Annotated in this window: 24 protein-coding genes and 1 tRNA gene; 17 read left to right on the forward strand and 8 right to left on the reverse strand. The window is 49.5% G+C overall.

The window, feature by feature from the left end:
- The first annotated feature begins 7 nt into the window (after positions 1–7).
- Positions 8–1,393: an aminopeptidase P family protein gene (locus tag H6F72_RS05080; RefSeq protein WP_190432441.1), complete on the forward strand. Its 1,386-nt coding sequence runs from the start codon at positions 8–10 to the stop codon at positions 1,391–1,393.
- Complete coding sequence (locus H6F72_RS30700) at positions 1,362–1,484, forward strand: hypothetical protein (protein ID WP_255527297.1); 123 nt, start codon at positions 1,362–1,364, stop codon at positions 1,482–1,484. Before H6F72_RS05080 ends, H6F72_RS30700 begins: the two co-directional genes overlap by 32 nt.
- Here H6F72_RS30700 and H6F72_RS05085 read toward each other — a convergent pair.
- Entirely contained in the window at positions 1,477–2,226 is a 750-nt protein-coding gene (locus H6F72_RS05085; protein WP_190432443.1) for a hypothetical protein, read from the reverse strand. The genes H6F72_RS30700 and H6F72_RS05085 overlap by 8 nt on opposite strands.
- A 303-nt stretch (positions 2,227–2,529) precedes the next feature.
- On the opposite strand from H6F72_RS05085, the gene H6F72_RS05090 reads away from it, so the two are divergent.
- The 3 genes from H6F72_RS05090 (at position 2,530) to H6F72_RS05100 (ending at position 8,511) form a co-directional block, all read left to right on the forward strand.
- Complete coding sequence (locus tag H6F72_RS05090; RefSeq protein ID WP_190432445.1) at positions 2,530–4,626, forward strand: M3 family metallopeptidase; 2,097 nt, start codon at positions 2,530–2,532, stop codon at positions 4,624–4,626.
- A 332-nt stretch (positions 4,627–4,958) separates the two neighbouring features.
- Positions 4,959–7,691, forward strand: a complete 2,733-nt coding sequence (locus tag H6F72_RS05095; protein WP_190432446.1) for an EAL domain-containing protein — start codon at positions 4,959–4,961, stop codon at positions 7,689–7,691.
- 532 nt (positions 7,692–8,223) lie between these two features.
- A complete protein-coding gene (locus H6F72_RS05100) occupies positions 8,224–8,511 on the forward strand; it encodes a DUF1816 domain-containing protein (protein WP_190432447.1) in 288 nt (95 codons plus the stop codon).
- Between the two features lie 8 nt (positions 8,512–8,519).
- On the opposite strand, the gene H6F72_RS05105 is transcribed toward H6F72_RS05100, so the two are convergent.
- Together H6F72_RS05105 and rbsK are read right to left on the reverse strand one after the other, a co-directional pair.
- Positions 8,520–9,164: a CAP domain-containing protein gene (locus H6F72_RS05105; RefSeq protein WP_242016793.1), complete on the reverse strand. Its 645-nt coding sequence runs from the start codon at positions 9,162–9,164 to the stop codon at positions 8,520–8,522.
- Between the two features lie 146 nt (positions 9,165–9,310).
- Positions 9,311–10,243: a ribokinase gene (gene rbsK, locus H6F72_RS05110; RefSeq protein WP_190432448.1), complete on the reverse strand. Its 933-nt coding sequence runs from the start codon at positions 10,241–10,243 to the stop codon at positions 9,311–9,313.
- A 207-nt stretch (positions 10,244–10,450) separates the two neighbouring features.
- Between rbsK and H6F72_RS29950 the strand changes: the two genes are divergently transcribed.
- Complete coding sequence (locus tag H6F72_RS29950) at positions 10,451–10,663, forward strand: hypothetical protein (protein ID WP_190557375.1); 213 nt, start codon at positions 10,451–10,453, stop codon at positions 10,661–10,663.
- A gap of 267 nt (positions 10,664–10,930) precedes the next feature.
- Here the strand turns inward: H6F72_RS29950 and H6F72_RS05115 are convergent, their stop codons facing one another.
- Entirely contained in the window at positions 10,931–11,815 is an 885-nt protein-coding gene (locus H6F72_RS05115; RefSeq protein ID WP_190432449.1) for a M48 family metalloprotease, read from the reverse strand.
- A gap of 83 nt (positions 11,816–11,898) precedes the next feature.
- Here H6F72_RS05115 and H6F72_RS05120 point away from each other — a divergent pair, with 83 nt between their 5' ends.
- Together H6F72_RS05120 and H6F72_RS05125 are read left to right on the forward strand one after the other, a co-directional pair.
- Complete coding sequence (locus H6F72_RS05120; RefSeq protein ID WP_190432450.1) at positions 11,899–12,060, forward strand: hypothetical protein; 162 nt, start codon at positions 11,899–11,901, stop codon at positions 12,058–12,060.
- Positions 12,061–12,129: 69 nt separating this feature from the next.
- Entirely contained in the window at positions 12,130–12,348 is a 219-nt protein-coding gene (locus H6F72_RS05125; protein WP_190432452.1) for a hypothetical protein, read from the forward strand.
- A 17-nt stretch (positions 12,349–12,365) separates the two neighbouring features.
- On the opposite strand, the gene H6F72_RS05130 is transcribed toward H6F72_RS05125, so the two are convergent.
- Entirely contained in the window at positions 12,366–12,518 is a 153-nt protein-coding gene (locus tag H6F72_RS05130) for a hypothetical protein (protein WP_190432454.1), read from the reverse strand.
- A gap of 130 nt (positions 12,519–12,648) precedes the next feature.
- Positions 12,649–13,179: a nucleoside deaminase gene (locus tag H6F72_RS05135; RefSeq protein WP_199298893.1), complete on the reverse strand. Its 531-nt coding sequence runs from the start codon at positions 13,177–13,179 to the stop codon at positions 12,649–12,651.
- A 318-nt stretch (positions 13,180–13,497) separates the two neighbouring features.
- Here H6F72_RS05135 and radC point away from each other — a divergent pair, with 318 nt between their 5' ends.
- The 9 genes from radC (at position 13,498) to H6F72_RS05180 (ending at position 22,004) form a co-directional block, all read left to right on the forward strand.
- On the forward strand, positions 13,498–14,229 hold the full coding sequence (radC, locus tag H6F72_RS05140; protein ID WP_190432456.1) for a DNA repair protein RadC: 732 nt from the start codon (positions 13,498–13,500) through the stop codon (positions 14,227–14,229).
- A 54-nt stretch (positions 14,230–14,283) separates the two neighbouring features.
- Positions 14,284–14,355 (forward strand) — tRNA-Val (locus H6F72_RS05145).
- Positions 14,356–14,419: 64 nt separating this feature from the next.
- Positions 14,420–14,584 carry a hypothetical protein gene (locus tag H6F72_RS30090; protein ID WP_242016794.1) on the forward strand — a complete coding sequence of 55 codons (165 nt, stop codon included), beginning with the start codon at positions 14,420–14,422 and terminating at the stop codon, positions 14,582–14,584.
- A 546-nt stretch (positions 14,585–15,130) separates the two neighbouring features.
- Complete coding sequence (locus H6F72_RS05155) at positions 15,131–15,766, forward strand: hypothetical protein (protein ID WP_190432458.1); 636 nt, start codon at positions 15,131–15,133, stop codon at positions 15,764–15,766.
- Between the two features lie 182 nt (positions 15,767–15,948).
- On the forward strand, positions 15,949–16,893 hold the full coding sequence (locus H6F72_RS05160; protein ID WP_190432459.1) for a DUF1350 family protein: 945 nt from the start codon (positions 15,949–15,951) through the stop codon (positions 16,891–16,893).
- A 253-nt stretch (positions 16,894–17,146) separates the two neighbouring features.
- On the forward strand, positions 17,147–18,301 hold the full coding sequence (locus H6F72_RS05165; RefSeq protein ID WP_190432461.1) for an aromatic ring-hydroxylating dioxygenase subunit alpha: 1,155 nt from the start codon (positions 17,147–17,149) through the stop codon (positions 18,299–18,301).
- A 229-nt stretch (positions 18,302–18,530) separates the two neighbouring features.
- Positions 18,531–19,811, forward strand: a complete 1,281-nt coding sequence (locus H6F72_RS05170; RefSeq protein WP_190432464.1) for an aminotransferase class I/II-fold pyridoxal phosphate-dependent enzyme — start codon at positions 18,531–18,533, stop codon at positions 19,809–19,811.
- 73 nt (positions 19,812–19,884) lie between these two features.
- Positions 19,885–21,036 carry a hypothetical protein gene (locus H6F72_RS05175; RefSeq protein ID WP_190432466.1) on the forward strand — a complete coding sequence of 384 codons (1,152 nt, stop codon included), beginning with the start codon at positions 19,885–19,887 and terminating at the stop codon, positions 21,034–21,036.
- Positions 21,033–22,004: an NAD-dependent epimerase/dehydratase family protein gene (locus tag H6F72_RS05180; RefSeq protein ID WP_190432468.1), complete on the forward strand. Its 972-nt coding sequence runs from the start codon at positions 21,033–21,035 to the stop codon at positions 22,002–22,004. Before H6F72_RS05175 ends, H6F72_RS05180 begins: the two co-directional genes overlap by 4 nt.
- 331 nt (positions 22,005–22,335) lie before the next feature.
- Here H6F72_RS05180 and H6F72_RS05185 read toward each other — a convergent pair whose 3' ends face one another.
- Together H6F72_RS05185 and H6F72_RS05190 are read right to left on the reverse strand one after the other, a co-directional pair.
- Positions 22,336–23,109 (reverse strand): ABC transporter ATP-binding protein, encoded by a 774-nt coding sequence (locus tag H6F72_RS05185; protein ID WP_190432470.1) that lies wholly within the window; start codon positions 23,107–23,109, stop codon positions 22,336–22,338.
- Positions 23,110–23,291: 182 nt separating this feature from the next.
- A complete protein-coding gene (locus tag H6F72_RS05190) occupies positions 23,292–24,551 on the reverse strand; it encodes an FtsX-like permease family protein (protein WP_190432471.1) in 1,260 nt (419 codons plus the stop codon).
- Positions 24,552–24,563: the final 12 nt, after the last annotated feature.

The raw sequence follows: 24,563 nt of genomic DNA on the forward strand, positions 1-24,563 counted from the left end.
TCTAGTTATGCAAATTCCTAGCAATTCTGAAGCGCTTGCCAATGCCTTGCGCGATCGCCGTCAGCGCTTAGCCGCTTTGTTGGATGGCCCTGTGGTCCTGTGGTCTGGTGGCCGCAGTTCTCGTAACTTTCCCGCCAACGTGTATCCATTTCGGGCCAGTAGCCACTTTCTCTACTTTGCAGGCTTACCGCTGGAAAACGCAGCGATTCGGCTAGAAGCAGGGAAGCTGGAACTATTCATCGATGAAGGTACGCCTGCGAGCGCGCTCTGGCACGGCTCCACCCTGACTCGTGACGAGATTGCTACAGCCATTGGTGCGGATGCTGCGTTTCCCTTAACCGATTTAGGGATGCGATCAACTGGCGCGGCGACAATTCCGGTGCAAGATGCAGCCACTCGTCAGCAACAGGCGCAAATTCTGGAGCGATCGCTTCCTCCTGCCAATCAGCTCACCGGAAATGATTTGGCGCTAGCTCAGGCGATCGTGACTCTGCGGCTAACTCATGATGCTGCGGCGATCGCGGAGTTGAAGAAAGCAGCGGTGGCAACAGTAAATGCCCATCGTGTGGGGATGGCAGTCACCCCCGGTGCTAAAACCGAAGCGGCAGTCCGAGCTGCAATGGAAAGCGTGTTTGTGGCGCAGAATATGACCTGTGCTTACAACAGCATTGTCACGGTGCAGGGTGAGGTGCTGCACAATGAGCAATATCACCACGCGCTGAAGTCAGGAGATTTGCTTTTGGCTGATGTAGGGGCAGAAACAACCAGCGGTTGGGCCGCAGATGTTACCCGGACTTGGCCCGTTTCGGGTAAGTTCTCACCCACTCAAAGAGTGCTCTATGAAGTGGTGCTAGCGGCCCATGATATTTGCATTGCCAAGCTAGAACCCGGAGTAGAGTATCGCGACATCCACCTCAGCGCTGCCTTGATCATTGCCGCAGGTCTACTAGATTTAGGTATTTTGCGGGGCAAACCTGAAGATCTCGTTGCGATGGATGCTCATGCGCTGTTCTTCACTCACGGTGTGGGTCACATCTTGGGGATGGATGTGCATGATATGGAAGATCTAGGAGACTTAGCAGGCTACGAAACAGGGAGAAGCCGCAGCGATCGCTTTGGCCTCTGTTACTTAAGACTCGATCGCCCGTTACGACCAGGAATGCTGGTAACAATTGAACCCGGTTTCTATCAAGTGCCTGCGATTTTGAATGACCCAGAGCGGCGATCGCGCTACAAGGATGTGGTGAATTGGGATCGGTTAGCTCAGTTTGCCGATGTGCGCGGGATTCGGATTGAAGATGATGTGTTGGTGACGGAATCAGCCTCTGAGGTCTTAACCGCAGCGCTCCCGACTAAAGCAGATGCGATCGAACAATTGGTCACGGGCGAATAAATACGGCGATCGGGCGATCGAAGTGTCATCAACTGCGATCGGTTCGCCCAATGATCAAATGTGTGGGGATTCGGATCAAGGAATTAGCTAAACAGAGGCATTCCTTGAAGGTATTTTGAGAGCAGCATTGACGCAGGCAATATCCCGTAGGACCAGACATTCATTGAAACAACCGTAGAGGCGAGTTGAGGACGAAGTTTTGGCATTAATAGCGAAAGAATCCAGCCTTCAACAATCAGATTAAACAAAAATCCAATCAGCAATAAACCTGCAATGGGTGGTAAGAGCACATCTGGTTCTTGAGAAGTCTCAACAATGCGGTCTAGAGCCAAACTACCGTAGCTCATCCCAAGCAATAAGATATAAACGCCTATTTGCCCTAAACCTTTGGTTAGCCCTAGAAAGTATCCTGTTCGGCGGCAAAACGTGGTCAGCATTAGTCCTAATATGACACCTTGAAATGCCAAAGTTATAAAACCGAAGGGTGGTAGACCAAAGGATATTACTGTCCCAAACACAACGGCAACCAACCCGCCAATATTGACTAGTAAAGATAACCCAAAAGATTTGAGCCACCCCACTGACTCCTGATAGTGCAAGATTGCTGATTCAATCAGAAGGCTCAGCAGCAGAGGCAACCCGTAAAAAATTGCTGCAACACCTAGAGGAAATGCAAGTAAAATCACAGCGCCTTCAGAACCACCTCCACAAGCTAAAACGGGCAAGGCAGTTGTTGCAACTAGTATCAATGCACCTACTAGGGTTTTGATACTCGGAATAATGGGGCGACACAACAATGCCGTTAAGGTGTTTTTTGTAACAGTAGATTGCATGACTGAATTTCTGGAATGGGTGGAGAGGTGAATACCTAAACTTCCCCCTTAGCAAGGGCTGAGCAAGGCGATCTCAACCCTAAACAACTTCTATACTGACTTCTGTGATTTCGGACAAGTATAAAAGCTTCTAAGCACGTTTCAAGCATAAAGGTTTCAAGCATAAAGTTTGATTGCTGATTGGAAGGCGATCGCTTTTCTAACTGGAGGAGGGGCGATCGCAGATGGGGTTTCCGCACTGGTTGTCTATGTCAGGCATTCGTTACAGTGAGGAGTAATAGATATGCCGAAGAAAAATAACTTATGAGTGCAAGTGCCACCCTCACCCAAAATCCCTTGCTGATTGGTAAAGGACTGCCCCCCTTTGATGCCATCAAGCCAGAGCATGTGGTTCCAGCCATTACCCAACTACTGCAAGAGCTAGAGCAAGAACTGGTGACTCTAGAAGCGAATGTGCAGCCCACTTGGAGCAGCTTGGTCGAACCCCTTGATCGTCTGAGCGATCGCATGGGTTGGAGTTGGGGGATCGTTGGGCACCTGATGGGGGTGAGAAACAGCCCAGAAATGCGGGAAGCCCATGAAACCATGCAGCCTCATGTGGTGCAGTTCTGGACCAAACTTGGTCAAAGCAAACCTGTCTATGAAGGCTTCAAAGCGCTGCGCGATAGTGATGCTTGGACTAACTTAGAACCTGCTCAAAAACGGATCGTCGAAGCTGCGATTCGGGAGGCGGAGCTGTCTGGTGTTGGGTTAGAAGGCGCAGCCAAAGAGCGCTTCAATGCCATTCAAATGGAAATGGCAGAGCTATCTACTCAGTTCTCTAACCACGTGTTGGACGCCACCAAAGCCTTCAGCATGACGCTGACCACCCCGGAAGAAGTGGACGGGTTACCTCCTAGCTCGCTGAGTCTGGCTGCCCAAGCTGCCCGTGCCGCTGGAGAAGAAAATGCCACCGCAGAAAATGGCCCTTGGCGGATCACCCTCGACTTCCCCAGCTACGGCCCCTTCATGCAACACAGCACTCGCTCCGATTTGCGTGAAAAACTCTATAAAGCCTTCGTTAGCCGCGCTTCAGAGGGTGACCTCGACAATAAACCACTGATCGATCGCATCCTGACCTTACGGAAAGAGCAAGCCCAACTGCTCGGCTTTGATAACTATGCCGAACTCAGCTTAGCCAGCAAAATGGCTCCCAACGTGGCGGCGGTGGAGCAGTTGATGGAAGAACTGCGTCAAGTGAGCTACGATGCCGCAGTTAAAGATTTGGCTGACCTGAAAGCTTATGCCGCCTCCAAAGGAGAATCCGGCGAGCTGAAGCATTGGGATGTCAGCTATTGGGCTGAGCGTCAGCGGGAAGAAAAATTTGCCTTCAACGACGAAGAACTGCGCCCCTACTTCCCCTTGCCCCAAGTTTTAGACGGTTTGTTTGGTCTCGCCAAGCGGCTATTCGGCGTCACCATCACCGCTGCCGATGGTCAGGCTCCGGTGTGGCACGAAGATGTGCGCTATTTTCAAATCTCCGATGAGTCGGGAGAGGCGATCGCGTACTTCTACCTCGATGCCTACAGCCGTCCTGCTGAGAAGCGTGGCGGTGCCTGGATGGATGATTGCGTCAATCGGGCCAAGCTGACGGTGGAAGGGAAAGCTAGTACTCGTCTGCCTGTGGCTTACTTGGTCTGCAACCAAACGCCTCCCATTGACGGCAAGCCCAGCTTGATGAACTTCCGGGAAGTGGAAACGCTATTCCACGAGTTCGGTCACGGTCTCCAGCACATGCTGACCAAAGTCGATCACTCTGGAGCCGCTGGCATTCGCAACATCGAATGGGATGCTGTGGAGTTGCCCAGCCAGTTCATGGAGAATTGGTGCTACGATCGCGCCACTTTATTCAGCATGGCGAAGCACTACGAAACGGGCGAAACCCTGCCAGAGCACTACTACGACAAGCTTGTGTCAGCGCGTAACTACATGAGCGGTAGCGGCATGTTGCGGCAGTTACACTTCAGCTTGCTCGACCTTGTCCTCCACGCCCACTATCAACCGGGTGGCAGCGAAACGGTGCAAGATGTGCGGCAACGCCTCGCTGAAACCACAACCGTGATGCCACCGCTCCCCGAAGATGACTTCCTCTGCGCGTTTGGTCACATCTTTGCAGGCGGATATGCGGCTGGATACTACAGCTACAAGTGGGCGGAAGTCCTCAGTGCGGATGCTTTTGCAGCTTTTGAAGAAGCAGGCTTAGAGAACTCAGAGGCGATCGCAGATACAGGCAAGCGCTTCCGGGAAACTGTCCTAGCCCTGGGTGGCAGCCAACACCCGATGGAGGTGTTCAAAGCCTTCCGGGGTCGAGAACCCAGCACCGAGCCACTCCTCCGTCATAGTGGTTTAGTGGCAGCGTAGTCTAAATCTAGTTAAACTTCTGGCAAATCAGATTTTTTGATGCTGCCAGCAGTCTATTGTTTCTCTTGAATCGAAGAGGGGTATCTATAGGTTAGATGCCCCTCTTCTCCGTATTTACCGGAATATCTAATCGAAAAACCGTCAAACAGCCGATCGAAATTCAGCTAATTTCACCGTCTCAGCCATCGATCTTTCAGATGAGACTAGAGCTAAAGCAAGCGAGATCTGTAATCCAGACTGGCTGAGCGACAAAACTTAGCAGTGGCAGAAGGTGGGCAACCTTGGTAAGTCAAGCTCTTGATAATCAATCTCCGAAAACCCCAAGTATTAAAATGGCCCTGCCAACTTCCCCTGGTAAGCCCAGCCTCTGGTCAAACATGCAGCCCAAATGGTGGAAGGAGAGCCACCAGCTTTCTGCTTCCAAGCAACAAACAGCGGCTTTGCGGCGAAAAACTCTGTTGGCGGTTAGCTTGACGCTCACTAGTTTGCTAACTGTCTTGTATGCCGCCTCATCCACTGTCTTGATGAGTAGCTTGCGTAAAGCAGAAGAACAAGATACTCGCTTAGCTTTGCATGGTGTCCTCGATACCATTGCTGGGACTGAAAATGACTTTAGCGGTCGGTTTACAGATTGGTCTGCTTGGGATGACACCTATAGGTTTGTAGAAGATGCTAATCCGCAATACATCAAAGCCAATCTAATTGCAGAGCAGCTCTCAGCTTTGAAAGTCAATGCAGTTGCTTTCGTCAACACAGCCAATCACATTGTTTACGCGACAGGCTTTGACATAGGCAAGCAGCAAAAAACCTTGCTCCCCCTCGCACTACAGCAACAGCTATTTCCTGGGAGTGTACTCCTACAAGCTTTGCCACCAGGCGAGTATCGTCAAGGTCTGGTCTTATTGCCCAATGGACCGATGCTAGTGACGGCTCAACCAATTTTGCCTAGTAATGGAAAAGGGCCTAGACGGGGTACGGTCATCTTTGGGCGCTATTTAGATCTGACCAAGGTGAATCAATTCACCCAGATCACTGGCTATCCGATCACGATTCATCGGATTGACGCAGCCCAACTCCCATCTGATTTTGCTTCGGCACGAGCCGCTTTATCTATTAAGAACCCCTCGCTAGTGCGCCCTCTGAACCAGGAAAAGGTGGCGGGCTATGCGTTGGTAAACGATATTTATGACCAGCCTGCCTTACTCGTGCGAGTTGAGTTAACTCGCAGCATTTATGAACAGGGGCATCGGCCTCTGTTTTACTTAGTTATCTTCTTGGTGGTGATTGGTCTGGTTTTCGGAGCTATTACTCAACTTTTGTTAGAAAAGCTAATTCTGTTTCAGCATGAGTGCCAAGAACGGGAGGCTCGCTATCGAGCGGTGGTGACTCAAGCGTCAGAAGGGATTTTTCTGATTGATGCTCAGACAAAACAGTTTTTGGAAGCTAATGCGTCCTTTTTGCAACTGTTAGGCTACAGCGTTTCGCAACTCCTAGAACTCACCCTTTATGATGTTGCTGTTCTAGAGCGCGCGGCGCTAGACCAAGCCATGCAGCCTTTGCTGCAAGGAGAAACCCATCTCGCTAGCCAGCAACAGTACTGCGATCGCTGGGGTGGTCTGGTGCATGTAGAGGTGAATGCCAATTTGATTGCCTATGCGGGTAGAGAAGCTTTTTGTATGGTGGTGCGAGATATCACTGAGCGTAAGCAGGCTGAGGATGCCTTGCGCGAGAGTGAACAACGTCTAGCTTGGCAGGCCAGCCATGATGCCCTCACTGGACTCGCCAACCGCCGAGAATTTGAGCGGTGTCTAGAGCAAGCCATTACCAGTGTCTCGACGCAAGGCCAACAACATTACCTGTGTTATCTCGATTTGGATCAGTTCAAAATCATTAATGATACTTGTGGTCATCGAGCTGGAGATGAGTTACTGCGCCAGATTGCAGCGACTCTACAAGCTCAAGTGCGATCGACCGATATCTTAGCGCGGTTAGGCGGAGATGAATTTGGTCTGCTCCTGTATAACTGTCAACTCGACCAAGCGCTCAAGATTGCCAATGCCTTGCGTTGGAGTTTGCAAGAGTTCCGGTTTCTCTGGCAAGGGCAAACCTTTAGCTTGGGGGTGAGCATCGGTTTGACCATGATCGACCAGAAAGAAGCGGACCTCAATAGCGTTCTTAGCGCGGCTGATGCTGCTTGCTATGCTGCCAAAAGCCGAGGCCGTAACCGTGTTCACCTTTACCAAGCCGACGATATGGAGTTGGCAAAACAACAGGGGGAAATGCAGTGGGCCGTTCGCATTACTCAGGCTTTAGAGGAAGACCGTTTCTGCCTTTATTACCAGCCGATCGTGGCGACTCAACAGGCCCAGCTTCAGGAAGAGCACTACGAGGTTTTGCTGCGGCTCCGGGATGAGACAGGTAAAGTAGTGCCGCCAATGGCATTTCTTCCGGCTGCGGAACGCTATAACTTGATGCACTTGATCGATCGCTGGGTGATTCGCACGTTGTTTGCGGCTCAAGGGCAACATTACCGTGCCGCTTGGCAGCGTTGCCAATCTGCTCCCGATCGCTGCCTTTATGCAATTAACCTCTCAGGCGCGAGTATCAATGACGATCAATTCATTGATTTTCTCCATGAGCAATTTGCGCTGCATCAGGTTCCACCTCAAGTCATCTGTTTTGAAATTACAGAAACAGTGGCGATCGCCAACTTGAACAAGGCAATCCAACTGATGCGCGAACTGAAGCAGTTAGGATGCCGCTTTGCGCTTGATGATTTTGGTTCTGGTATGTCTTCATTTGCCTACCTGAAGAGCTTGCCCGTAGACTACCTTAAGATTGATGGCAACTTTATTAAAGATATTCTAGAAGACCCTACTGATATGGCTATGACAGAAGCCATCAACCAAGTAGGACACGTCATGGGCTTACAAACCATTGCTGAGTTTGTTGAGAACGATCGCATCTTTGAGGTGATTAAAGCGCTGGGAGTGGACTACGCTCAAGGCTACGGCATCGCCCACCCTCGGCCTTTTTCTACCGATCCCACCTCCGTTGAGGCATAACCAATGAGCGGGATTTCGCGATCGCTGGCGCTATGGGCTATCAAATTTTACAGGTCACTGTTTTGCTTGCTACTGAGATGGGATCAAAATCAATCTAAAATTTTGAAGATTAAACCCAAAAACATGCTTAATTCAACAAAGGCAGCTCTTAGAACTTGAACTAAATAGCGATCGTAGCCTGCTAAGATTCGGTCCTGAGAAATACGTAACGTTGTTGACTGTTTGGAGTTAAATCCATCCTCAAGAATGATTAATGTCAGCAAGAGCCCGGCCTATCCTAAAACAACTCCTGGCCTGAGGACCTGAACCGAAACTGAATTCCATGCTCATCAATGCTATTCAGCTTGCAGTCATGCCTTTAACCCAGACCAGTCTACAACAGTTGTAAATGAATCATGGAATTCATTAACTGAAGCAAGATTTTCTATTCCAATCAATTGCAGACCCAAATTTTGAGCTGTCTCAGAATCAATGGGGTGGTAACAAATCAGTTGTTTGATTGTTGAAAAGTTTTTATTGAGCTCTTTAAATTATGTTTGGATTCTTTGTGTTTTTCGTTTTTTGCGTGGCGCTCTTCTTGCTGCTTAGTCGCAAGCAAGTTCAGAAAGATTCTGCTTGGTGGGTCGAGATTGTTACCTCCCAGCCTAAAGGCACCTATTACTTTGGTCCTTTCAGCAATGTTGAAGAAGCCAATCACGCTCAATCTGGGTATGTGGAAGATCTAGAGGGAGAAGGCAGTAAGGTCATTGCAGTCCAGGTGAAATGGTGCCAGCCTAAAGAACTGACGATTGTGGAAGAAGAACAGTTGACTTATAGCTAGGCGATCGCCTACTCGAACAGCGCAGGCAGACTGGGTGGACGCAAAAACAATTGCGTGAAGTAGTAGCTCTCTCCCTGCTGCCAAACTCCCACCCCTGTCTCGCTATATGGGGCGGTGAGGATGTTTTCTCGATGGCCCGGGCTTTCCATCCACCCTTTAACAGCCACAGGTCCAGGGTTGGGAATATTGACGCTCTTAAATAAGTTCTCACCCACGATCCAATAGATAATGCCTGCGGCTTGAACTCGTTGCCCAACATTGCGGCCGTCGGGTCCAGTGTGGCTAAAAAAGTTTTTCTCGGCCATGAGGCGACTGTAATCGCGAGCGACCTGAGCCAAACGGTCATTGTTTTGGAGCGGTTTTAATCCTTGCTCCTGCCGAATTTCATTAATGCGTTGTCGTACTGTTGTCTCCATCTCCGCGATCGCGGGTGATTGAACCGTAGCAGATAAGTCCCCAGGAGACGGAGACGCAGAGGAAGCTGTAGGTAACTGAGTCGGAAAACTAGAGGGCAATGGCAAGTTGGGAAGTACTTGATTCAGCGACTCGCAGCCCATCAAGTTCAAGGCGATCGCTCCACCCATGAGCCAGATAGGTAATTTGTTAATGACCATTGGCCTATGCAATTCAGTATGTCCCAGCAGCTTACTCATCAGTTCTTAGAGAAACAGTGCAAAGATTACGCGCCAATCCCTGCCCCTGCTGTAAGGCGGCTCCCAGCCTGGGAGCGGAATGCGGCTAACTTCAAATTTGTTGAGGTTTTCGTTTCGGCTCACCTATCCCCAGAAGGAGATTCGGTCTAGGTGGTTGCCAGCAGGCTCATGATGGCGCTTCTAGTCGGCAAAGCCGTTTGCGCCCCAAACCCTGTCGTGGCGATCGCTGCGGCGGCATTGGCAAAGCGCCCTGCCTCGGACCAAGGTTGATTCTCGGCTAGGGCAACCGCGATCGCCGCTGCAAAAGCATCTCCTGCTCCCGTCGCATCAATGCTCTGCACAGGCACTTTGGGCAACCAACATTCTCCTTCTGGCCAAATCAGCAAATTCCCCGCATCACCCGCTTGCATTGCCACGGCTCCCACACCTCGTTGCAGTAAGATACCAGCCGCTTGACGTGCCGAATCTGGATCTGTCACTTTAACGCCAGTGATCACTTCTGCTTCTGAGGAGTTGGGGCGAATCAAATCAACTTCTTGCAGCAGCTCGTTGGCTAGTGGTACCGCAGGAGCGGGATCAAGCACTGTCCGTGCCCCTGCTTCCCGACCTAAGCGAAACGCTGCCTGCACCACCTCTAAAGGAGCTTCTAGCTGAGCCAGGACAACTTTAGTCGAGGCGATCGCGGCTTGGGCTGCCTCGACATCCACAACTGCCAACTGATGATTCGCTCCAGGCGCGGTTAAAATCTGCTTTTCGCCGCCCTGCCCCACCATAATCAGCGCTACTCCAGTAGCAGCTTGCTCATCTTGCACCACATAGCTGGTATCAACGCCCTGAGCTTGTAGATTAGCCATCAATGCCTGGCCCCGCTCATCCTTGCCAATGCGGGCCACGAAAGCAACACGAGCGCCTAAACGTGCTGCCGCTACGGCTTGATTGGCTCCCTTGCCGCCGGGTGCAGCTAGAAAAGTTTCGCCTTGAATGGTTTCGCCAGGTAAGGGGAGTTTAGGGCCTCGAATCAAGTAGTCACTGTTGGCGCTCCCCACAACCACAATGTCCCAAGTCGTTGTTTGTGTCATGGTTGCTCCCTCGTGCTCAAACCATCAACCCGATTGTCATGATTCTATGAACGCTGCCTACTGCGGCTGTGGTCTGCCGTAGCTATGCCCAATAAACCACTGCTAATTGAATTCTAGGAGCCAGCAACGTAGTCCCTGGGATAGGCGACAAAAATTATTTCTTTAGTTCAAGATGAAAACGTTATCGCTTTGGAGGCGGTTTTTAGTGTGATTTCCCCTTGGCGAAGTCCGCTCCCGTTGGAAGAGTACACAGCCAGTCAAGTTGTTGTCTACTTTTATAGCGGCAGATGGATTCCAATCATGTTTTGTCGTTTGGCAGAGGCGATCGCACTGCATCATAGAGCCTCATCATCGGGCAAAGAGCTATTCATCTTTCCCCCAGAGGTCAATCCTAGCGACTCTTCCCACTCACTCCACTGACTCATCCAGAGTTTAACTAGGCGATCGCTCTAGTTAGCAGGCACTTTTCTAATTGTCTTTCTTTGAATTTAATAAAAAATTTATCTTTGTCAGCATCAGGCAGCTATCTATCTAGAGATAGAATCAACCACTCAATCAAGTTGGAAAAGTGCCAAAAGACCAAAAAACAATGCCACCGCTTGCCTGAAGACGGTGGCTTTAATTATGGCTTAGGAACTTTTTTAGGAGCTTGCCAGATTGCAGGTCAAGTTACCGCAGACTAAAGAACTAAACCAGAGCTGGAGCAGCTTGCTGTTTTTGTTGGGCCAGTTCTAGCAGGCGCTTAATGCGCTCCTCGGTTGGAGGGTGAGTGCGGAAAAGCGACTGTAACCCTTGAGCTGAAAGGGGATTGATAATAAGTAGCGGAGACAGGGCAGGATTGCCGTTCATGGGAATTTGTAAACCGATCTTTTCTAGCTTTTCTAAGGCGCTAGCTAAAGCGGTTGGGTTACCAGTAATTTCCGCTGAACCTTGGTCGGCAGCAAATTCTCTAGTTCGAGAAATAGCGAACTGAATTAGACCTGCGGCCAATGGAGCCAAAATAATCAAGAACAAAATGGCAAATGGGTTGCCACCCCGGCGAGTATCACGAGTCACAGGGCCGTACAAAGCACCAAACGTGAGAATGCGACCCAGAAAGGTAATGGCTCCAGCCAGAGTACCTGCTACGGCTTGAGTCAGGGTGTCTCGGTTACGCACGTGAGTCAGTTCGTGGGCAATGACGCCTTCGAGTTCTTCGCGTGAGAGCAAGTCAATAATGCCCTGGGTCACCGCGATCGCCGAATGCTCTGGATCACGGCCTGTCGCAAAAGCGTTGGGTGATTGAGTTGGCACCAGAAACAACTTCGGCATGGGGATCTCGGCGCGATCGCTTAACGAAGCCACCATGTCGAACAGTTCTGGAGCTTCCTCACGGGCTAAGGGCTGTGCTTGATAGGCAGCCAGAGCAGCTTTATCAGAATAGTACCAAGAGCTAAAACTGGTAAAGGCGGCAATGCCCAAGCCTAAATAAAGTCCTTGCTCATCACCCACCAGATAATAAGCGCCTAAAACAATCAGTCCGCTCAGCAACCCCAGTAGAGCTGCTGTCTTAATTTGATTCGCCCCAACCATAGTTTTCTACCAATCGTTTTGAAAAAATTGCTTGAGAGTTGTTTTTAAGGTGTCAAATTTTCGTCCCTTTCAGTCTCTATCAAGTGAAAGAAACTCGCCTCTTCCGGCAGTACGGTACTGCGCTACTACGCAATTGCTTCAATGTCAAAGTTTATCTAGCACCACCAGAGGCATTGCGATCGCAGTGGAAGATTAACTGCGGCACCCACAAGCGTGGCTATACAGAAGACCAAACCAGATTTTGAATCAACGGAATCTTGATTCCACCCCTGCGATCAGCTTAGAACTCGATCGCGATATGGGAAGACCAGTTGATGTGCTTCAAGTCGCAGGCCACGCAAGCACAGGTCTATGATTTAGAAAAAATTCTGTGTCACGAAATGCCTCATTTTTGGCATGTCTGCAATCGAGGCGTTAACCCTGAGTTGGGCAAGATTGCAGGGACAACAGGAGAAATCTTACAAAGTAACCCCTTAGCGCTAGCTCAACTGTTAATTGCTTATCACATGCTGGTTGCAGCTCAGGGGTATTAAGCCATCACATACTTCCATCAATTGAGCTGGCTATCAAAGGCTGCCACTCGATGGAGTTGGGTAAAAGCATCCAATACAATCGTTTTCTGCTCTGGAGTTAAACCAGAAAGCGTCTCAACCCACAGCTGTAGTAGGTCCTTGCGGCTAATACTATTGGGCACGATAGACATGCTAAAAGCTCCCGATCGCTTCTTGTCCTAGCATGCCCAAATTTACCAGATGTTGCCTGAGTCAGATTGCGGAAGTTATAAAACTCTTTTTATATCTATGTTGCTATGTCTTAGGTAGAAGCCACATATTCTAAGAACGTTTGTGCATTCGAGCCAATATAGCTTTGCCAGCTTCCCGCTTGACTCCAGCCACCAACTCTAATGGACCTCTGACCAGCGAAGAGTTGAGCTTATCAATGCTGATGCCATGTGCTACCCACTGTTCCTCATTAGCATCCTCCGCTAAAGCAGAATAAACCACGCGCTTAATACCCACAAACGAAATAGCTGACAAGCACATCAAACAAGGCTCTAAGGTGACGTAGATGCTCAGGTCTGCTTTTTCCTCTGCGCTCATTTGGCTTAAGCGTCTAGCAGCTTGGCGTAGCACCGTCATCTCACCATGAGCGGTCATGTCGCCTGTTTCTTCAAATGTGTTGTGTCCTAAAGCCAAAATCTCACCTCGCCATAAAATCATGGCTCCTACACCTGCCTTGCCTTGATCGATCGCTCGGTTGGCTTCTTCCAAGACCTTATCGATCATCTGCTCATCTAGATCTGTGGGAGCGTGCAGATTGGCTGACTTTAACTCCTCTGGCGGCATCGAATATTGAGTGGTCACTGACAGGCTCCTGAGTCGGTTTAATCAAGTAGAAATAAAAACGGCGCTAGATAGCTAAATAGTGATGAAGTAGCGATCGCGCTTCTTTTACTCAAACCTAGTTGCAATGAAAGCACTTCGGTCTCTAGGCGGAAGTTCCTAACCAGAGTGGTTTCAGTCTCAAGATTGATAGACAGGCTAATTAGGCACCAAGGGCTGAGTAGCCACTAGCTAACACTTAGCGTATTTTTGACCTCTCCTCGGTCACCCGCCTATGTAAGTTGAGCTGCCTGAATCGGGATAACTGGGAAGATAATGGTTGAGGGTGCAAACGTTTCTATGACCTACTGCCTCAGGGTTGCCGATTTACCCACGAATGAACGCCCGCGCGAGCGACTCCTAATCCAAGGGGCTAAGGGTTTATCTACAGCGGAATTGTTAGCCATTTTGTTAGGGACAGGGCAGGGGCCAGGAAAGTTATCAGCGATCGGCCTAGGACAATACATTTTGCAAGAACTCAGCCAGCATCAGCGTGACCCCCTGGAAGTGCTGCGCGATGTGAATGCGCTGGATCTAACTAAAATCTCTGGCATTGGTCCAGCCAAGGCAACCACAATTTTGGCCGCGATCGAGCTAGGCAAGCGAGCCTTTCAATCTCGCCCTGCAGAGCGCACCGTGATCGACAGTCCTGAATCTGCTGCCGCTGCCCTCAGCCACGAATTGATGTGGCAGCACCAAGAACGCTTTGCGGTGTTGCTCCTTGATGTGAAGCATCGCTTACTGGGGACACAGGTAATCACCATAGGCACTGCCACCGAAACTTTAGCCCACCCTAGGGATATTTTTCGCGAAGTGATTCGCCAAGGTGCAACTCGCGTAATTGTGGCTCATAACCATCCTTCGGGCAGCACCGAACCCAGCACAGAGGATATTACTTTGACTCGCCAACTGCTGATGGGAGCACAGTTCTTAGCGATTCCTTTGCTAGATCACTTAATCATTGGCAACGGCGACCACCGTAGCCTTCGACAGACCACAGCCCTTTGGGACGAATACCCGCAAGGCATTTAATTCTTGCCGCTCTTATTGTTCCTACCCCTGGCCTGTGCTAAATTAGGAGTCCGCGGGCGATTAGCACAGTGGTAGCGCACTTCCTTCACACGGAAGGGGTCACTGGTTCGAATCCAGTATCGCCCATCAGTCTCTCTAAACCCACTGTGTAGTCATTCAGAAAAGGTAAGGGAACCGTAGGTTAACTGCCATGACCACGACTACCCAAAAGTTTAGCTTTGCAGACTATCTCATTTATGACGATGGTACAGGAACCCGTTATGACCTCGTCGAAGGGGAGTTAAGCTCTACCAAGTCGGCAGATTATCGGGCTAAGTACAGCGAGTATAGTGTTTTAGAAATTTCTGAATATTAGATTTTTGATCTGTTAGAGGCAAAGGTAACGATCTGTCAGTTGAATGAAGGTCGTTATGATGAGGCAGTCTTTACCGATGAATCTATCATTCAGTTTCCAACGTTTCTTGCTTTAAAGCTAACGGCTGCTCAGGTTTTGGCAGCGTAGTGATTGCGGTTTAAGAAGGCGATCGCACTTCAACTCAACAAGCTCGACACCTCAAAATGTTGGCTTGGGCATAACCTTTGGCTTTGCGATCGCGATTGTAACTGAGGGTTGAATCAGCAACCTCAACGAGCAGGTAAATATGCGATGCTACTCATCAACTTATCTCAGCACCCACCATTAGAGACTTCCAAAGAGTAGAAATCACTCATTTGGGTGTTATCCAATCTAATTACTCACCTATGTTGAACAAATAATTAATACCCGAATCTTCTATAGGTGAAGCTGATAGAAATTCTTTGCACATTTCTAAATACTTGGGCGGAAAAACTTAATTCCTGTTTGTAGGTTAATGATGTGAGCGACCAAACAAAAATCAAGCCTACATCAGGAGAAGTAATCATGGAAGTATCGACTTTTGAACTATTAGTCAAAGCGATCGCCCCTCGCAAGCCTTCTAACCCTGTCACAGATGAAGTTGCGCGTCGAGTTGTTCAGGGCTATTTCCTAACAGTAACCAACTTAGAAAGCGAAGATCTCAAGCTTCAGATTGAGTTTTACATCAGCTTGCCAACCAAAGCGAATCCTAATCCCAAGCCCAGACTGCTAGAAGCGAATACCATTTTGGTTTATGACATCGCTTTTGACCCCAATATCAAATTGGATGTTAAGCGTGTTGATACAGGCAACAAGAAGGTAGGAAAGTATATCGGTGAGTTTGATTTGCCTGCGGGTCAAACTGCCTCGGTGCAACTTCTGCCAGATCTCGCTAATGGCATCCTTGGCAATCCTGATCCGCAACTCGAAATCCGGGGTTATGCCGCTTTGGTTAATGTCACACCTTCTAAGAACAAAGCACCTGTAAAAGTGCTACTCAGCCCAGAAATTCGCGGCACCTTCCTGCCCAATGCGCTTGAACCTGGCAAGCCTTTGGACTTTGATCAAATTGCTTATGCGCTGCCTCTCGCGAGTGGCAAAGCTCTCAACTCAATTGAGTATGCAGATGCTAAAGACAAGCCCAAAGAAACTGAGAAATAGAGCGATCGCGGCTGAGAGTTCCTGAATTTCGTCAATAGCAGAGTAACGCTTGAATTTGGCTACTGACTAACCGATTTTATCATCTTTCTAGTCAGTAGCCTTCTACTTAAAAAGCCTCTTAATTAAGGGGCTAAATTTTCATGCTTGAGTTTTGATTTCTTCTAAAATGAGAGGTTGTTTGGATGCAAGCTGAGTTTAAGTTTCAACCTGTTTCTTTTAGTTGGGTGGCACTGCATCCTGAGCCAAAAGGTGTGGTTCAGTTTATTGGAGGCGCTTTCTTTGGTACCTTTCCAACTATTTTCTATCGCTACTTCTTAAGAAAATTATTTGAGGAAGGCTATACGATTGTGGCTTTGCCTTTTCGGTTTAGTTTTCGGCATTGGTCGATCGCCGCTACTTTATTTGCTGAACAAAACACCTTACGCACCGAATTGACAACATTAGCTCAGCGCTACGGCTATCAACACAAGATTTATCAAGAAAATTCTAAATATTCCTGGGTAGGACATAGCTTGGGTTGCAAGTATGTGGCACTGCTGGAGTTTCTGAGCGGCGATCGCTGGCAAGAAGTGGTGCAGCAGTGTGTCAATGCCAAAGAAGCGGCCCGGATTGAGCGTGCGATCGCCGAGATTGTGCCACCAGAGAAGATTTCGATTAAAGGTCAGCCTTCCTTGCTACTAGCCCCTGACATCAGCGATACCGAAAGCGCCATTCCCATCCGGGCTGTGGCTCGTTGGCTAGACAAGCTCAAGTTGGGGGTACTGCCTACTCGCGAACAAACTCAATGCTGCGTTGCGTCTAGCAGCCTGTTTAACCTGACGGCTCTGATTTCTTTCCAAAACGATACGGTTGCAGGAAATTTAGGAGATAAAGACAGAAGCGAAGAAATCCAGAAAAACAGCGATGTCTTGTGGTTCTTTCGACAGCTCCAGAAGCGCCCACTGCCGTTACTGTGCAAGGAGTTACCTGGCAAACATTTAGAGCCGGTAGGGGTGCAAGTAGGGCCGTATGTGGTTGATTTGAATCCCTTAGACAAATTTATCGAACCGATCGCTCAACGTTGGTTAGAGAGAGTGGCGATCGAGTTTCTCAGCGAGTTGCGGCGACGAGAGCAGAACCTGCCTTAAAGACGGATGCCAGCAAGCCTACTCATACAAGCCACAGAAGCTTGGGATCGCGCTATTGAGCCGCAGAATCTAAGATACAAATAATTCGATCTTTGCGGCTATAACTCTAAATAGGCGTAATCCATCGGGGAACGTTAGCAAGCTACTTTAGATTCAGTCACTCACCTAGGGATGGACGAAAGATTGACGAACTAAGGATGCAAAAGCTCAACAAGTTCCGAGGTTAGGCAGTACAGGCAGAGGGGCACAGTGAATGGAATTGACGACAGCCTTAAAAGGGCAGACAGTGCGGAATGCAGTGCGAGAAGTTGGCATCAACCCTGACTATTGGTATGCGGTCGGCTGGGCTAATAAGCTGAAGCCGAATGAGGTGATGCCCGTCAAGATTTGGCAGCAGGCGATCGCGGTTTATCGAGATGCCACAGGCCAACTCCATGCCCTAGAAGATGCCTGCCCCCATAAAGGTGTAGCGCTGCACAAAGGTAAAGTGCATGGCACTAATTTGGCTTGTCGCTATCACGGCTGGGAGTTTGATGGCCAAGGGGACTGCGTCAAAATACCTTATTTCCCCCCTGAACAAAAATTACCCTGTGCTCAAGCCCGCAGCTACCCCATTCAAGAAAAGTACAACATCATTTGGATTTTTCCGGGTGATCCAGCGCTGGCTGAAACGTGTTCTCTACCGGATATTGCAGAGTTTGATCACCCCGACTTTTTCATGGTGCCAGTCACCGGACACTTTAAATCTCATTTCTCTATCTGCAACGAAAACTCAATGGATGTATTTCATGGGTTTTTACATGAAAATTTGCAGGGTTGGTTCGACCCCATCTTGACCAGCTTGCGAGAAACTGAGAATAGCGTCTGTGCGGACTATCGGGTGTCTTACAAAGGCAAGCTGGCGAAATTTTTGGGCTTAGCCGAGGAAGCTGAGCAGGTGACGACCAAAACCGTTTCAGTAGAATATCGTTATCCGCACTATCAAAGCTCGTTGGAGGGCGTTTCTAGCCTCTATCTGATGCGATTGCCGATGGGTCCTACAGAAAGTGCTTCCTTTGCCTTGTTCTTTCTGCGTGTGAAGTTGCCCAAGTGGTTTTTGCGATCGCTAGAGCCTGTGCTACAACCCTTGCTGGAGCAGCACGTGTTCATGAAATTTCTCAATCAAGACATTGAGATGATGGAAAGTGAGCAGCGTCGCTACCTGGACAACCCGCAGCGTCGGTATGTGGAAGTAAACCCAGCCATCATTGCAGTGCAGCGATTAATTGTCCGGCAGTACGAACAATTTGTGCAAAAATCTAGTCAATCAGAAGATCCCCAAAGCGGGAACTCAGATAACTTTGTTTCTTTCTCTAAGGCTATGGCTTCTAGCCCAGCCGAGCTAACCACAGAAAGCCCAGTCGGATGAAGGCAACTATACCAGCCGTTCCTCAAACAGATGTAATCCGGAACCGTACTTCAGCCTCTACCCAGTACTTTGGTTCACAAACAATTTGGTTGTATAAAGTAATCCAGACCCTCTGGATTGCTGGTGTTTGGTGTTGTATTAGACCTGGATGATGGGCATTTTGCTAGGAAAATACACTGTTATGCCAGAGACGATAGACTATCTGGGAATAAGGTGAGGGGAGTTTACTGTGCAAGTTATTAAAGAATACGTCCAGCGCTGGTATGACAGCGAACTTGAGCCAGATGAATACATCTGCCACGCCAAACAAGGAAATTTAGTTGAACTGGAAGATGCTAAAACAGGCGTTCGCTGCACAGCTTTAACCTTCTGTACCAATGACGTCTTGGGGCTGGTTCAATCCGAGTCAGTTAGACAAGCGGCGATCGATAGCATTGTGCAGTACGGCACTTCCAATAGTTCCTGCTCTGTCTTGAGTGGTCGAATTGATTTACATCGTCAGCTCGAAGATGAAATTTCGGCCTTCAAACATCTTCCTCACACCCAACTCTTTCTGAATGCTTGGATGGCGATGCAAGCCTTAATGGATGCGTTTTGCCATTTAGCAATTCCGGTACCTGGTTTTCAGCATACGCGGGAAACGCTTATTCTCACCGATGTACTGAACCACGGTTGCATCGTTTCTGCGATCGCCAATGCAGGAACTCGCTCCGGTAAGCTCTTTGGTCATAGCCCCCGGGTGCGGGTTCGTGCTTACCGACACTGCGATGTCAACGACTTGGCCACCAAACTGCGCCGCTATGCCAGACCCGATGACCGCATCATGGTGGTTTCGGATGCAGTGTTCTCGATGGATGGCGACATTGCTCCCCTACCCGACATGCTCGACGTGATGCAGAATTACGAAGGCAGCGTCTTGATGATGGATGAAGCTCATGCCAGTGGTGCGATCGGAGCAACTGGAAGAGGAATTTACGAGCACTTTAACCTCACTCCTCAGCAAGCGATCGAGCGTGGTGTTGTGCCGCTGATCATGACCACCTTCTCGAAGTTTGCAGCCTCGGCTGGTGCGGCGATTAGCAGCCATGTAGCTGAGCTGAAGCCGTTGCTGAATGTCTCTCCCACCTCAATCGGCACTATTTCTCTACCTGCACCCCTCACCGCTGCTGCGCTAGAGAGCATCAAAATAGTGCGACGGGAGCCAGAACGGGTACGTCAATTACAGGAAAATACAGCTTACTTGCGATCGCGCTTGACCGAGCACGACTTCCTGCCGATCGGCGAAACCAACGTCGTTCCCATTATTTTGCCGTCCGAAATCAATCCCAAGCTGTTTGGTCGGTTGCTGCTCGAAAACTACGGCATTTGGGTTTCGCCGATCTGGTTTATTGCCAAGCCCCGTTTGCGGGTGACTGTCAACGCCCTCCATACCAAAGAGGAAATGGATCGATTGGTGGCAGGGTTAGTGGCAACTCGAAATGTGCTGTATAAACCCACCATTAGTGCTTAGTTTGATAAAATGCTGCGAGGGTAGAAAAATACTCTGCCCTTGCCATAAAATCTTTAGTTTCAAAAGTTAAAAAATGGTGGCTACTCAGGCTTCGACGTATCAGATTCGGGCGGTCACAACTCCAGCAGATCAAGACCTGTTTCTGGATGTGCCAACGCGAGTTTATGCCAATGATCCGAACTGGGTACCGCCTTTACGCAGCAGTACTGCCAAGCAATTCTCACCTAGCAATCCCTTCCTGCAATACGGTAAACTGCAACCGTTTATCGCAGTCACTCAGGGAGCCAAAGGGCCAGAGGCGGTAGGGCGTGTGGTAGCAGCAGTGAACCAGCGCCTGATCGAGCGAGAAGGGCAGCAGATTGGGTTGTTTGGTTTTTTTGAATGTATTGCTGATTTTGCGATCGCTCAAGCACTGCTCGATGCCGCCTCTGACTGGTTGCGTCAGCAAGGCATGACGGCAGTGCGTGGTCCCATCGATCTTTCAACCCATAACAGTTGCCTGTGGTTAGTTGATGGCTTTGACTCACCGCCAATGGTGATGATGCCTTACAATCCCGCTTACTATCCCGAATTTGCCGAGCGGTTGGGTTGGCAAAAGGCTAAAGATGCCTACGCTTACAACTTTCCTTTAGACAAGCCTTTACCCACCGAGTTCGAGAAAGCCCATCGCATTGCTTGCAAATCCGGCGTAACCTTCCGACCGTTGCGAACGAAAGGGGAAGGTTTTGAGCAAGATTGCCTTAGCCTCTACCGCTTGTTCACCACCGCCTTTGCAGGCAACTGGAGTTCTACACCCCGCACCCAAGAAGAATTTCTGGAAGAAGCTAAAGAGCTGCAAAGCTTAGTTGATCCAGACGTATTCCCGATCGCGGAATATAACGGCGAAATGATTGGGTTCTTTATGGGCTTGCCCGACTACAATATTCCCCTCAAACAGGTGGGCGGCAAGCTCAATTGGCTAGGGATTCTTAAGTTTCTCTGGTATCGTCGCCAGATTAACCAAGGCCGAGTCATTGCTATCTGTTCTTTGCCTGAATACCGTCGCAAAATGGTGCCTCTCGCCTTAATTTATTTGGGCATGAGCGGTGGCATCCAAAAAGGGAAACCTTATCAGCGAGCTGAACTCTCTTGGGTTTACGAAGATAACTTCCCGTCGTGCAAGTTGATTGAAGCGTCGGGTGGCAAGATTTATAAGACGTACCGCATCTACGAAAAAGCATTATGAAGGCGCTAGTCACCGGAGCAAACGGCTTTACCGGATCTCACCTGGTTCGTCTATTGGAACAGCGGGGTGACCAGGTAGTAGGGCTGGTCCGTAAGTCGAGCAATTTGTCGCGCCTAGCTGACACTCAAGTGCACCTGGTTTATGGTGACCTCAGCGATCGCGAAGCCTTACGCACCGCCATGCAAGGGGTAGACATAGTATTTCACACCGCTGCCTATGTGGAGTTGGGTTTGGTGAATGCGGCTGAGATGGAGCGTGTGAACGTAGAAGGCACTCGCGCCGTGATGGAAGTAGCCAAAGAAGTGGACGTGGCCAAAGTGGTCTATTGCAGCACCATTGGGGTGTTTGGTGACACGCAAGGGCAAGTGGTGGATGAGACCTTTCAGCGCACTCAAAAAGACTTTTCCTCCGCCTACGATCGCACTAAATATGACGCGCAAGTATTTGTGGATCAGATGGCGCAGCAAGGGCTACCCGTCGTGAGTGTGATGCCCTCTGGAATTTTTGGCGCGGATGATCCGCACTTTATTCCGGTCTTGCGGCAATTTCTCAAAGGTGGACTGAAGCTCTGGGCCGGGGGCGATCGCGTCACGGGTGTAGTCCACGTTGATGACCTGGCGATGGCCATGATCTTGGCTGCCGAGAGAGCGCCAACCGGAGAGCACTACATTATTTCTGCTGGGGATTTGACCACACGAGAAATGTTCCAAATTGTGGGTCAGCAAGCTGGGATTGCTGCTCCCACCGAGGCTCCCAAAGCTTTGGTTAGGTTAGTGGGGAATATCTTAGACCCCCTTGGTCGCTTGTTCTCCTGGCAACCACCTCTGAGCCGAGAGCGGGTTCACTACGTCTACGATCGCTGTGTGCGGGTTGATGCCGCTAAAGCCCGACGCGAATTGAATTGGCAACCCCGCTCCGTTGCTGACACCTTGACCGAAATCGCTCAAGCAGTCCAGAAGACGCTTTAGCACGACTTCCACCTTGAAACTACCGCTAGTTTCTGTAAAACCCTATTGGGGATGATCCCCAGGGGTAACTGGGTAGATTGCCGCTATGCGATCGCCCTGCCTACCAGGGAGAATACAGACATAGCAAACCAGCCAATTGGCATTTAATACACCAAGCCTCACTTATATATAGAGGCTGACAGAAAATATGACGAGGCCAATCTGCTATCTCCGTAACTGGAGCAGCAACAGGCACTAGGTTCTCGACAAACTTTATGGAATAAATTACGGGTAGGGGCGCAGCATTCTGTGCCCCTATCTAGTTTTAAATAGCTTGAACTACAACGAAGGGCTAGGCAGCATATCGCTGATCGAGCATGCCATCTTCCAAGTTCACCACTCGGTCTGCCACATCCATAATGCGTGGGTCATGAGTCACCATCAACACTGTACGACCCCCCTCTTTGGCAAGGTTTCGTAGCAACTCAATCACTGCATGGCCGCTACGAGAGTCCAGAGCCGCAGTAGGTTCATCCGCCATGATTAGGGGTGGGTCGCCTGCTAAAGCTCGTGCGATCGCCACTCGTTGTTGTTGGCCACCCGATAGCTCTCGAGGTAGTAACTTTACTTTATCTTGCAGCCCCACCTGTTCTAGCAAGCTTTGAGCCTGCTGGCGACGGTTACTGCGCCCTCGAAGACCTTTGACCTTAAGTGCTAATTCCACATTTTCAAGGGCAGTCAGGGCAGGAAACAGATTAAATCCTTGAAAAATAAAACCAATATTTTCCAAGCGGAACTGGGATAGTTGGGTGCGAGACATTCTTGTAATTTCTTGCCCTAACAAATGAACACTGCCGCGGCTAGGTGTTAAGATCCCCGCTAGGATAGAGAGCAGCGTAGTTTTTCCAGATCCAGAAGGACCCATCAGCAAATAAATGTCCCCTCTCTGGATATCGAGATCAATATCTTTCAGGGCGTAGAAGCGTTCAGCACCGGATTGGAATACCATTTCCACCCCACGGGCAGCAATGGCATTGGTTTTAATTTGGGTAGAGCCTATTGCGGTAGAAGCAACCTGACTCTGAAGCTGGGCATATTCAGCAAAACGAATTTGAGAAGCAGTCATCCGCTTAGGTTTCTAATCAACATTGGTTAAATGGAAAGGAGTGGAGTGCGAACTTTGGACAACGATGCACTGGTAGATTCAGGTGCTTAAACGCCGAATCCAGATTTCATCGCTGTAGAGCCATACTATCTAGTGTATCCAGGTTCTCTAAGTTCTCCGTATTCCCCTCGAGAAGTTTAAGGTTATGCCTTAAACACGATGGCGGGGTCAACTCGAGTTACCTTCTGAATCGCGAACAAGGCAGAGCTGACACACATCACCACCGTGATGCCGAAAACTCCGAAGGCTGTTGCGGGTGTAATTAAAATCAGAATCCCCTGAGTTGCCGATGTCCATGTGCCGACTCCAAGACACAGGGCTAAGCTAGGCAGGTAACCCAAAACGGCCATCCATAAGGCTTGCTCGACAATCACGCTGTAGATTACCCAATCTGACGCGCCCATCGCTTTGAGAGTTCCGAACTCTCGTAGGTGATCCGAGACAGAGGAGTACAGAATTTGGCCCACAATCACGATTCCCACAATGATGCCAACAGCAGCTCCTAGACCGAGAACAAAGCCAATGCCCGTACGTTTTTGCCAATAATTACGAGTTTTTGCCACCATTTCGGCTCGTGTATAGGCATGGGTATTGGGCAGAGTCGCTTCTAACCGTTTTTTAAGAATTGCTAGATCTTGGTTGGGTTGGGCCCGAATCAAAATATAAGTGATGGGGTCGCCTAAATTCAGGCGACGGGGGGCCGCAGGCGCAGGATTGACCGAGCCAGTGCCAGCAGGCGCTGTTTCATAGGTGTTGGTGCATTGCACCTCCTCGGAGCCAGTCTGCGATCGGCATTGCAGGTTAGAACGGATGGGGGAGTTTATATAGGCATTGGCATTTTCTAAAGAGGTAAATAGGAAGCTACTAGACACCATTGACTGAGTGCCGCGAGTGAGACCAACGAGTCGAGCTGGAAGTGAGCCGATCGCGCCTTGAGCATTAAGGGTTTTAAGATTCAGTGAATCTGCATTGGTTTCATCCACCATCACCGAAAAAGGCTGCTTGAGGGCACTGAGGCTGCCTTGGGTGATGTTTTGGGGAGAAAATAACTGTCCTTGAGGATCAAAGCCGACGACTCGGACTGGCGCAATCTCGTCTTGAGAGTTACGCCAAATGCCTGGCCTAAAGATCAAGGCTTCCGCTCGCCCTACGCCTGGTACTTGTTGCGCGACCCTAAGCTGATCCACTGCCAGAGGTAGCGTCAGCTCAATCTGCACCATGTCTTTGGAAGCAACCCAAACATCAGCCTGAGATTGGTCAATCAGGAGGGTGGTAGAACGAGTAAACCCTCTGAGAATTCCAGTCTGAATAGTGACAAGGCTGACTGCAAACATGATGCCAGCTTGAGCCACCAGGAATCGAGGAATATCCTCAAACAAGTTTTTGCGGGCGATGGAAGCCATGAAGGAAAGTAA

Origin of the sequence: Trichocoleus sp. FACHB-46 (genome assembly GCF_014695385.1) — a bacterium.
GTDB lineage: Bacteria > Cyanobacteriota > Cyanobacteriia > FACHB-46 > FACHB-46 > Trichocoleus.

Bases quoted from the DNA above. Each gene is read 5' to 3' on its own strand.
- H6F72_RS05080 (WP_190432441.1), top strand. From the start codon at position 8: ATGCAAATTCCTAGCAATTCTGAAGCGCTTGCCAATGCCTTGCGCGAT.
- H6F72_RS30700 (WP_255527297.1), top strand. From the start codon at position 1,362: ATGCGATCGAACAATTGGTCACGGGCGAATAAATACGGCGATCGGGCG.
- H6F72_RS05085 (WP_190432443.1), bottom strand. From the start codon at position 2,226: ATGCAATCTACTGTTACAAAAAACACCTTAACGGCATTGTTGTGTCGC.
- H6F72_RS05090 (WP_190432445.1), top strand. From the start codon at position 2,530: ATGAGTGCAAGTGCCACCCTCACCCAAAATCCCTTGCTGATTGGTAAA.
- H6F72_RS05095 (WP_190432446.1), top strand. From the start codon at position 4,959: ATGGCCCTGCCAACTTCCCCTGGTAAGCCCAGCCTCTGGTCAAACATG.
- H6F72_RS05100 (WP_190432447.1), top strand. From the start codon at position 8,224: ATGTTTGGATTCTTTGTGTTTTTCGTTTTTTGCGTGGCGCTCTTCTTG.
- H6F72_RS05105 (WP_242016793.1), bottom strand. From the start codon at position 9,164: ATGAGTAAGCTGCTGGGACATACTGAATTGCATAGGCCAATGGTCATT.
- rbsK (WP_190432448.1), bottom strand. From the start codon at position 10,243: ATGACACAAACAACGACTTGGGACATTGTGGTTGTGGGGAGCGCCAAC.
- H6F72_RS05115 (WP_190432449.1), bottom strand. From the start codon at position 11,815: ATGGTTGGGGCGAATCAAATTAAGACAGCAGCTCTACTGGGGTTGCTG.
- H6F72_RS05125 (WP_190432452.1), top strand. From the start codon at position 12,130: ATGTGCTTCAAGTCGCAGGCCACGCAAGCACAGGTCTATGATTTAGAA.
- H6F72_RS05130 (WP_190432454.1), bottom strand. From the start codon at position 12,518: ATGTCTATCGTGCCCAATAGTATTAGCCGCAAGGACCTACTACAGCTG.
- radC (WP_190432456.1), top strand. From the start codon at position 13,498: ATGACCTACTGCCTCAGGGTTGCCGATTTACCCACGAATGAACGCCCG.
- H6F72_RS30090 (WP_242016794.1), top strand. From the start codon at position 14,420: ATGACCACGACTACCCAAAAGTTTAGCTTTGCAGACTATCTCATTTAT.
- H6F72_RS05155 (WP_190432458.1), top strand. From the start codon at position 15,131: ATGGAAGTATCGACTTTTGAACTATTAGTCAAAGCGATCGCCCCTCGC.
- H6F72_RS05160 (WP_190432459.1), top strand. From the start codon at position 15,949: ATGCAAGCTGAGTTTAAGTTTCAACCTGTTTCTTTTAGTTGGGTGGCA.
- H6F72_RS05165 (WP_190432461.1), top strand. From the start codon at position 17,147: ATGGAATTGACGACAGCCTTAAAAGGGCAGACAGTGCGGAATGCAGTG.
- H6F72_RS05175 (WP_190432466.1), top strand. From the start codon at position 19,885: ATGGTGGCTACTCAGGCTTCGACGTATCAGATTCGGGCGGTCACAACT.
- H6F72_RS05180 (WP_190432468.1), top strand. From the start codon at position 21,033: ATGAAGGCGCTAGTCACCGGAGCAAACGGCTTTACCGGATCTCACCTG.
- H6F72_RS05185 (WP_190432470.1), bottom strand. From the start codon at position 23,109: ATGACTGCTTCTCAAATTCGTTTTGCTGAATATGCCCAGCTTCAGAGT.
- H6F72_RS05190 (WP_190432471.1), bottom strand. From the start codon at position 24,551: ATGGCTTCCATCGCCCGCAAAAACTTGTTTGAGGATATTCCTCGATTC.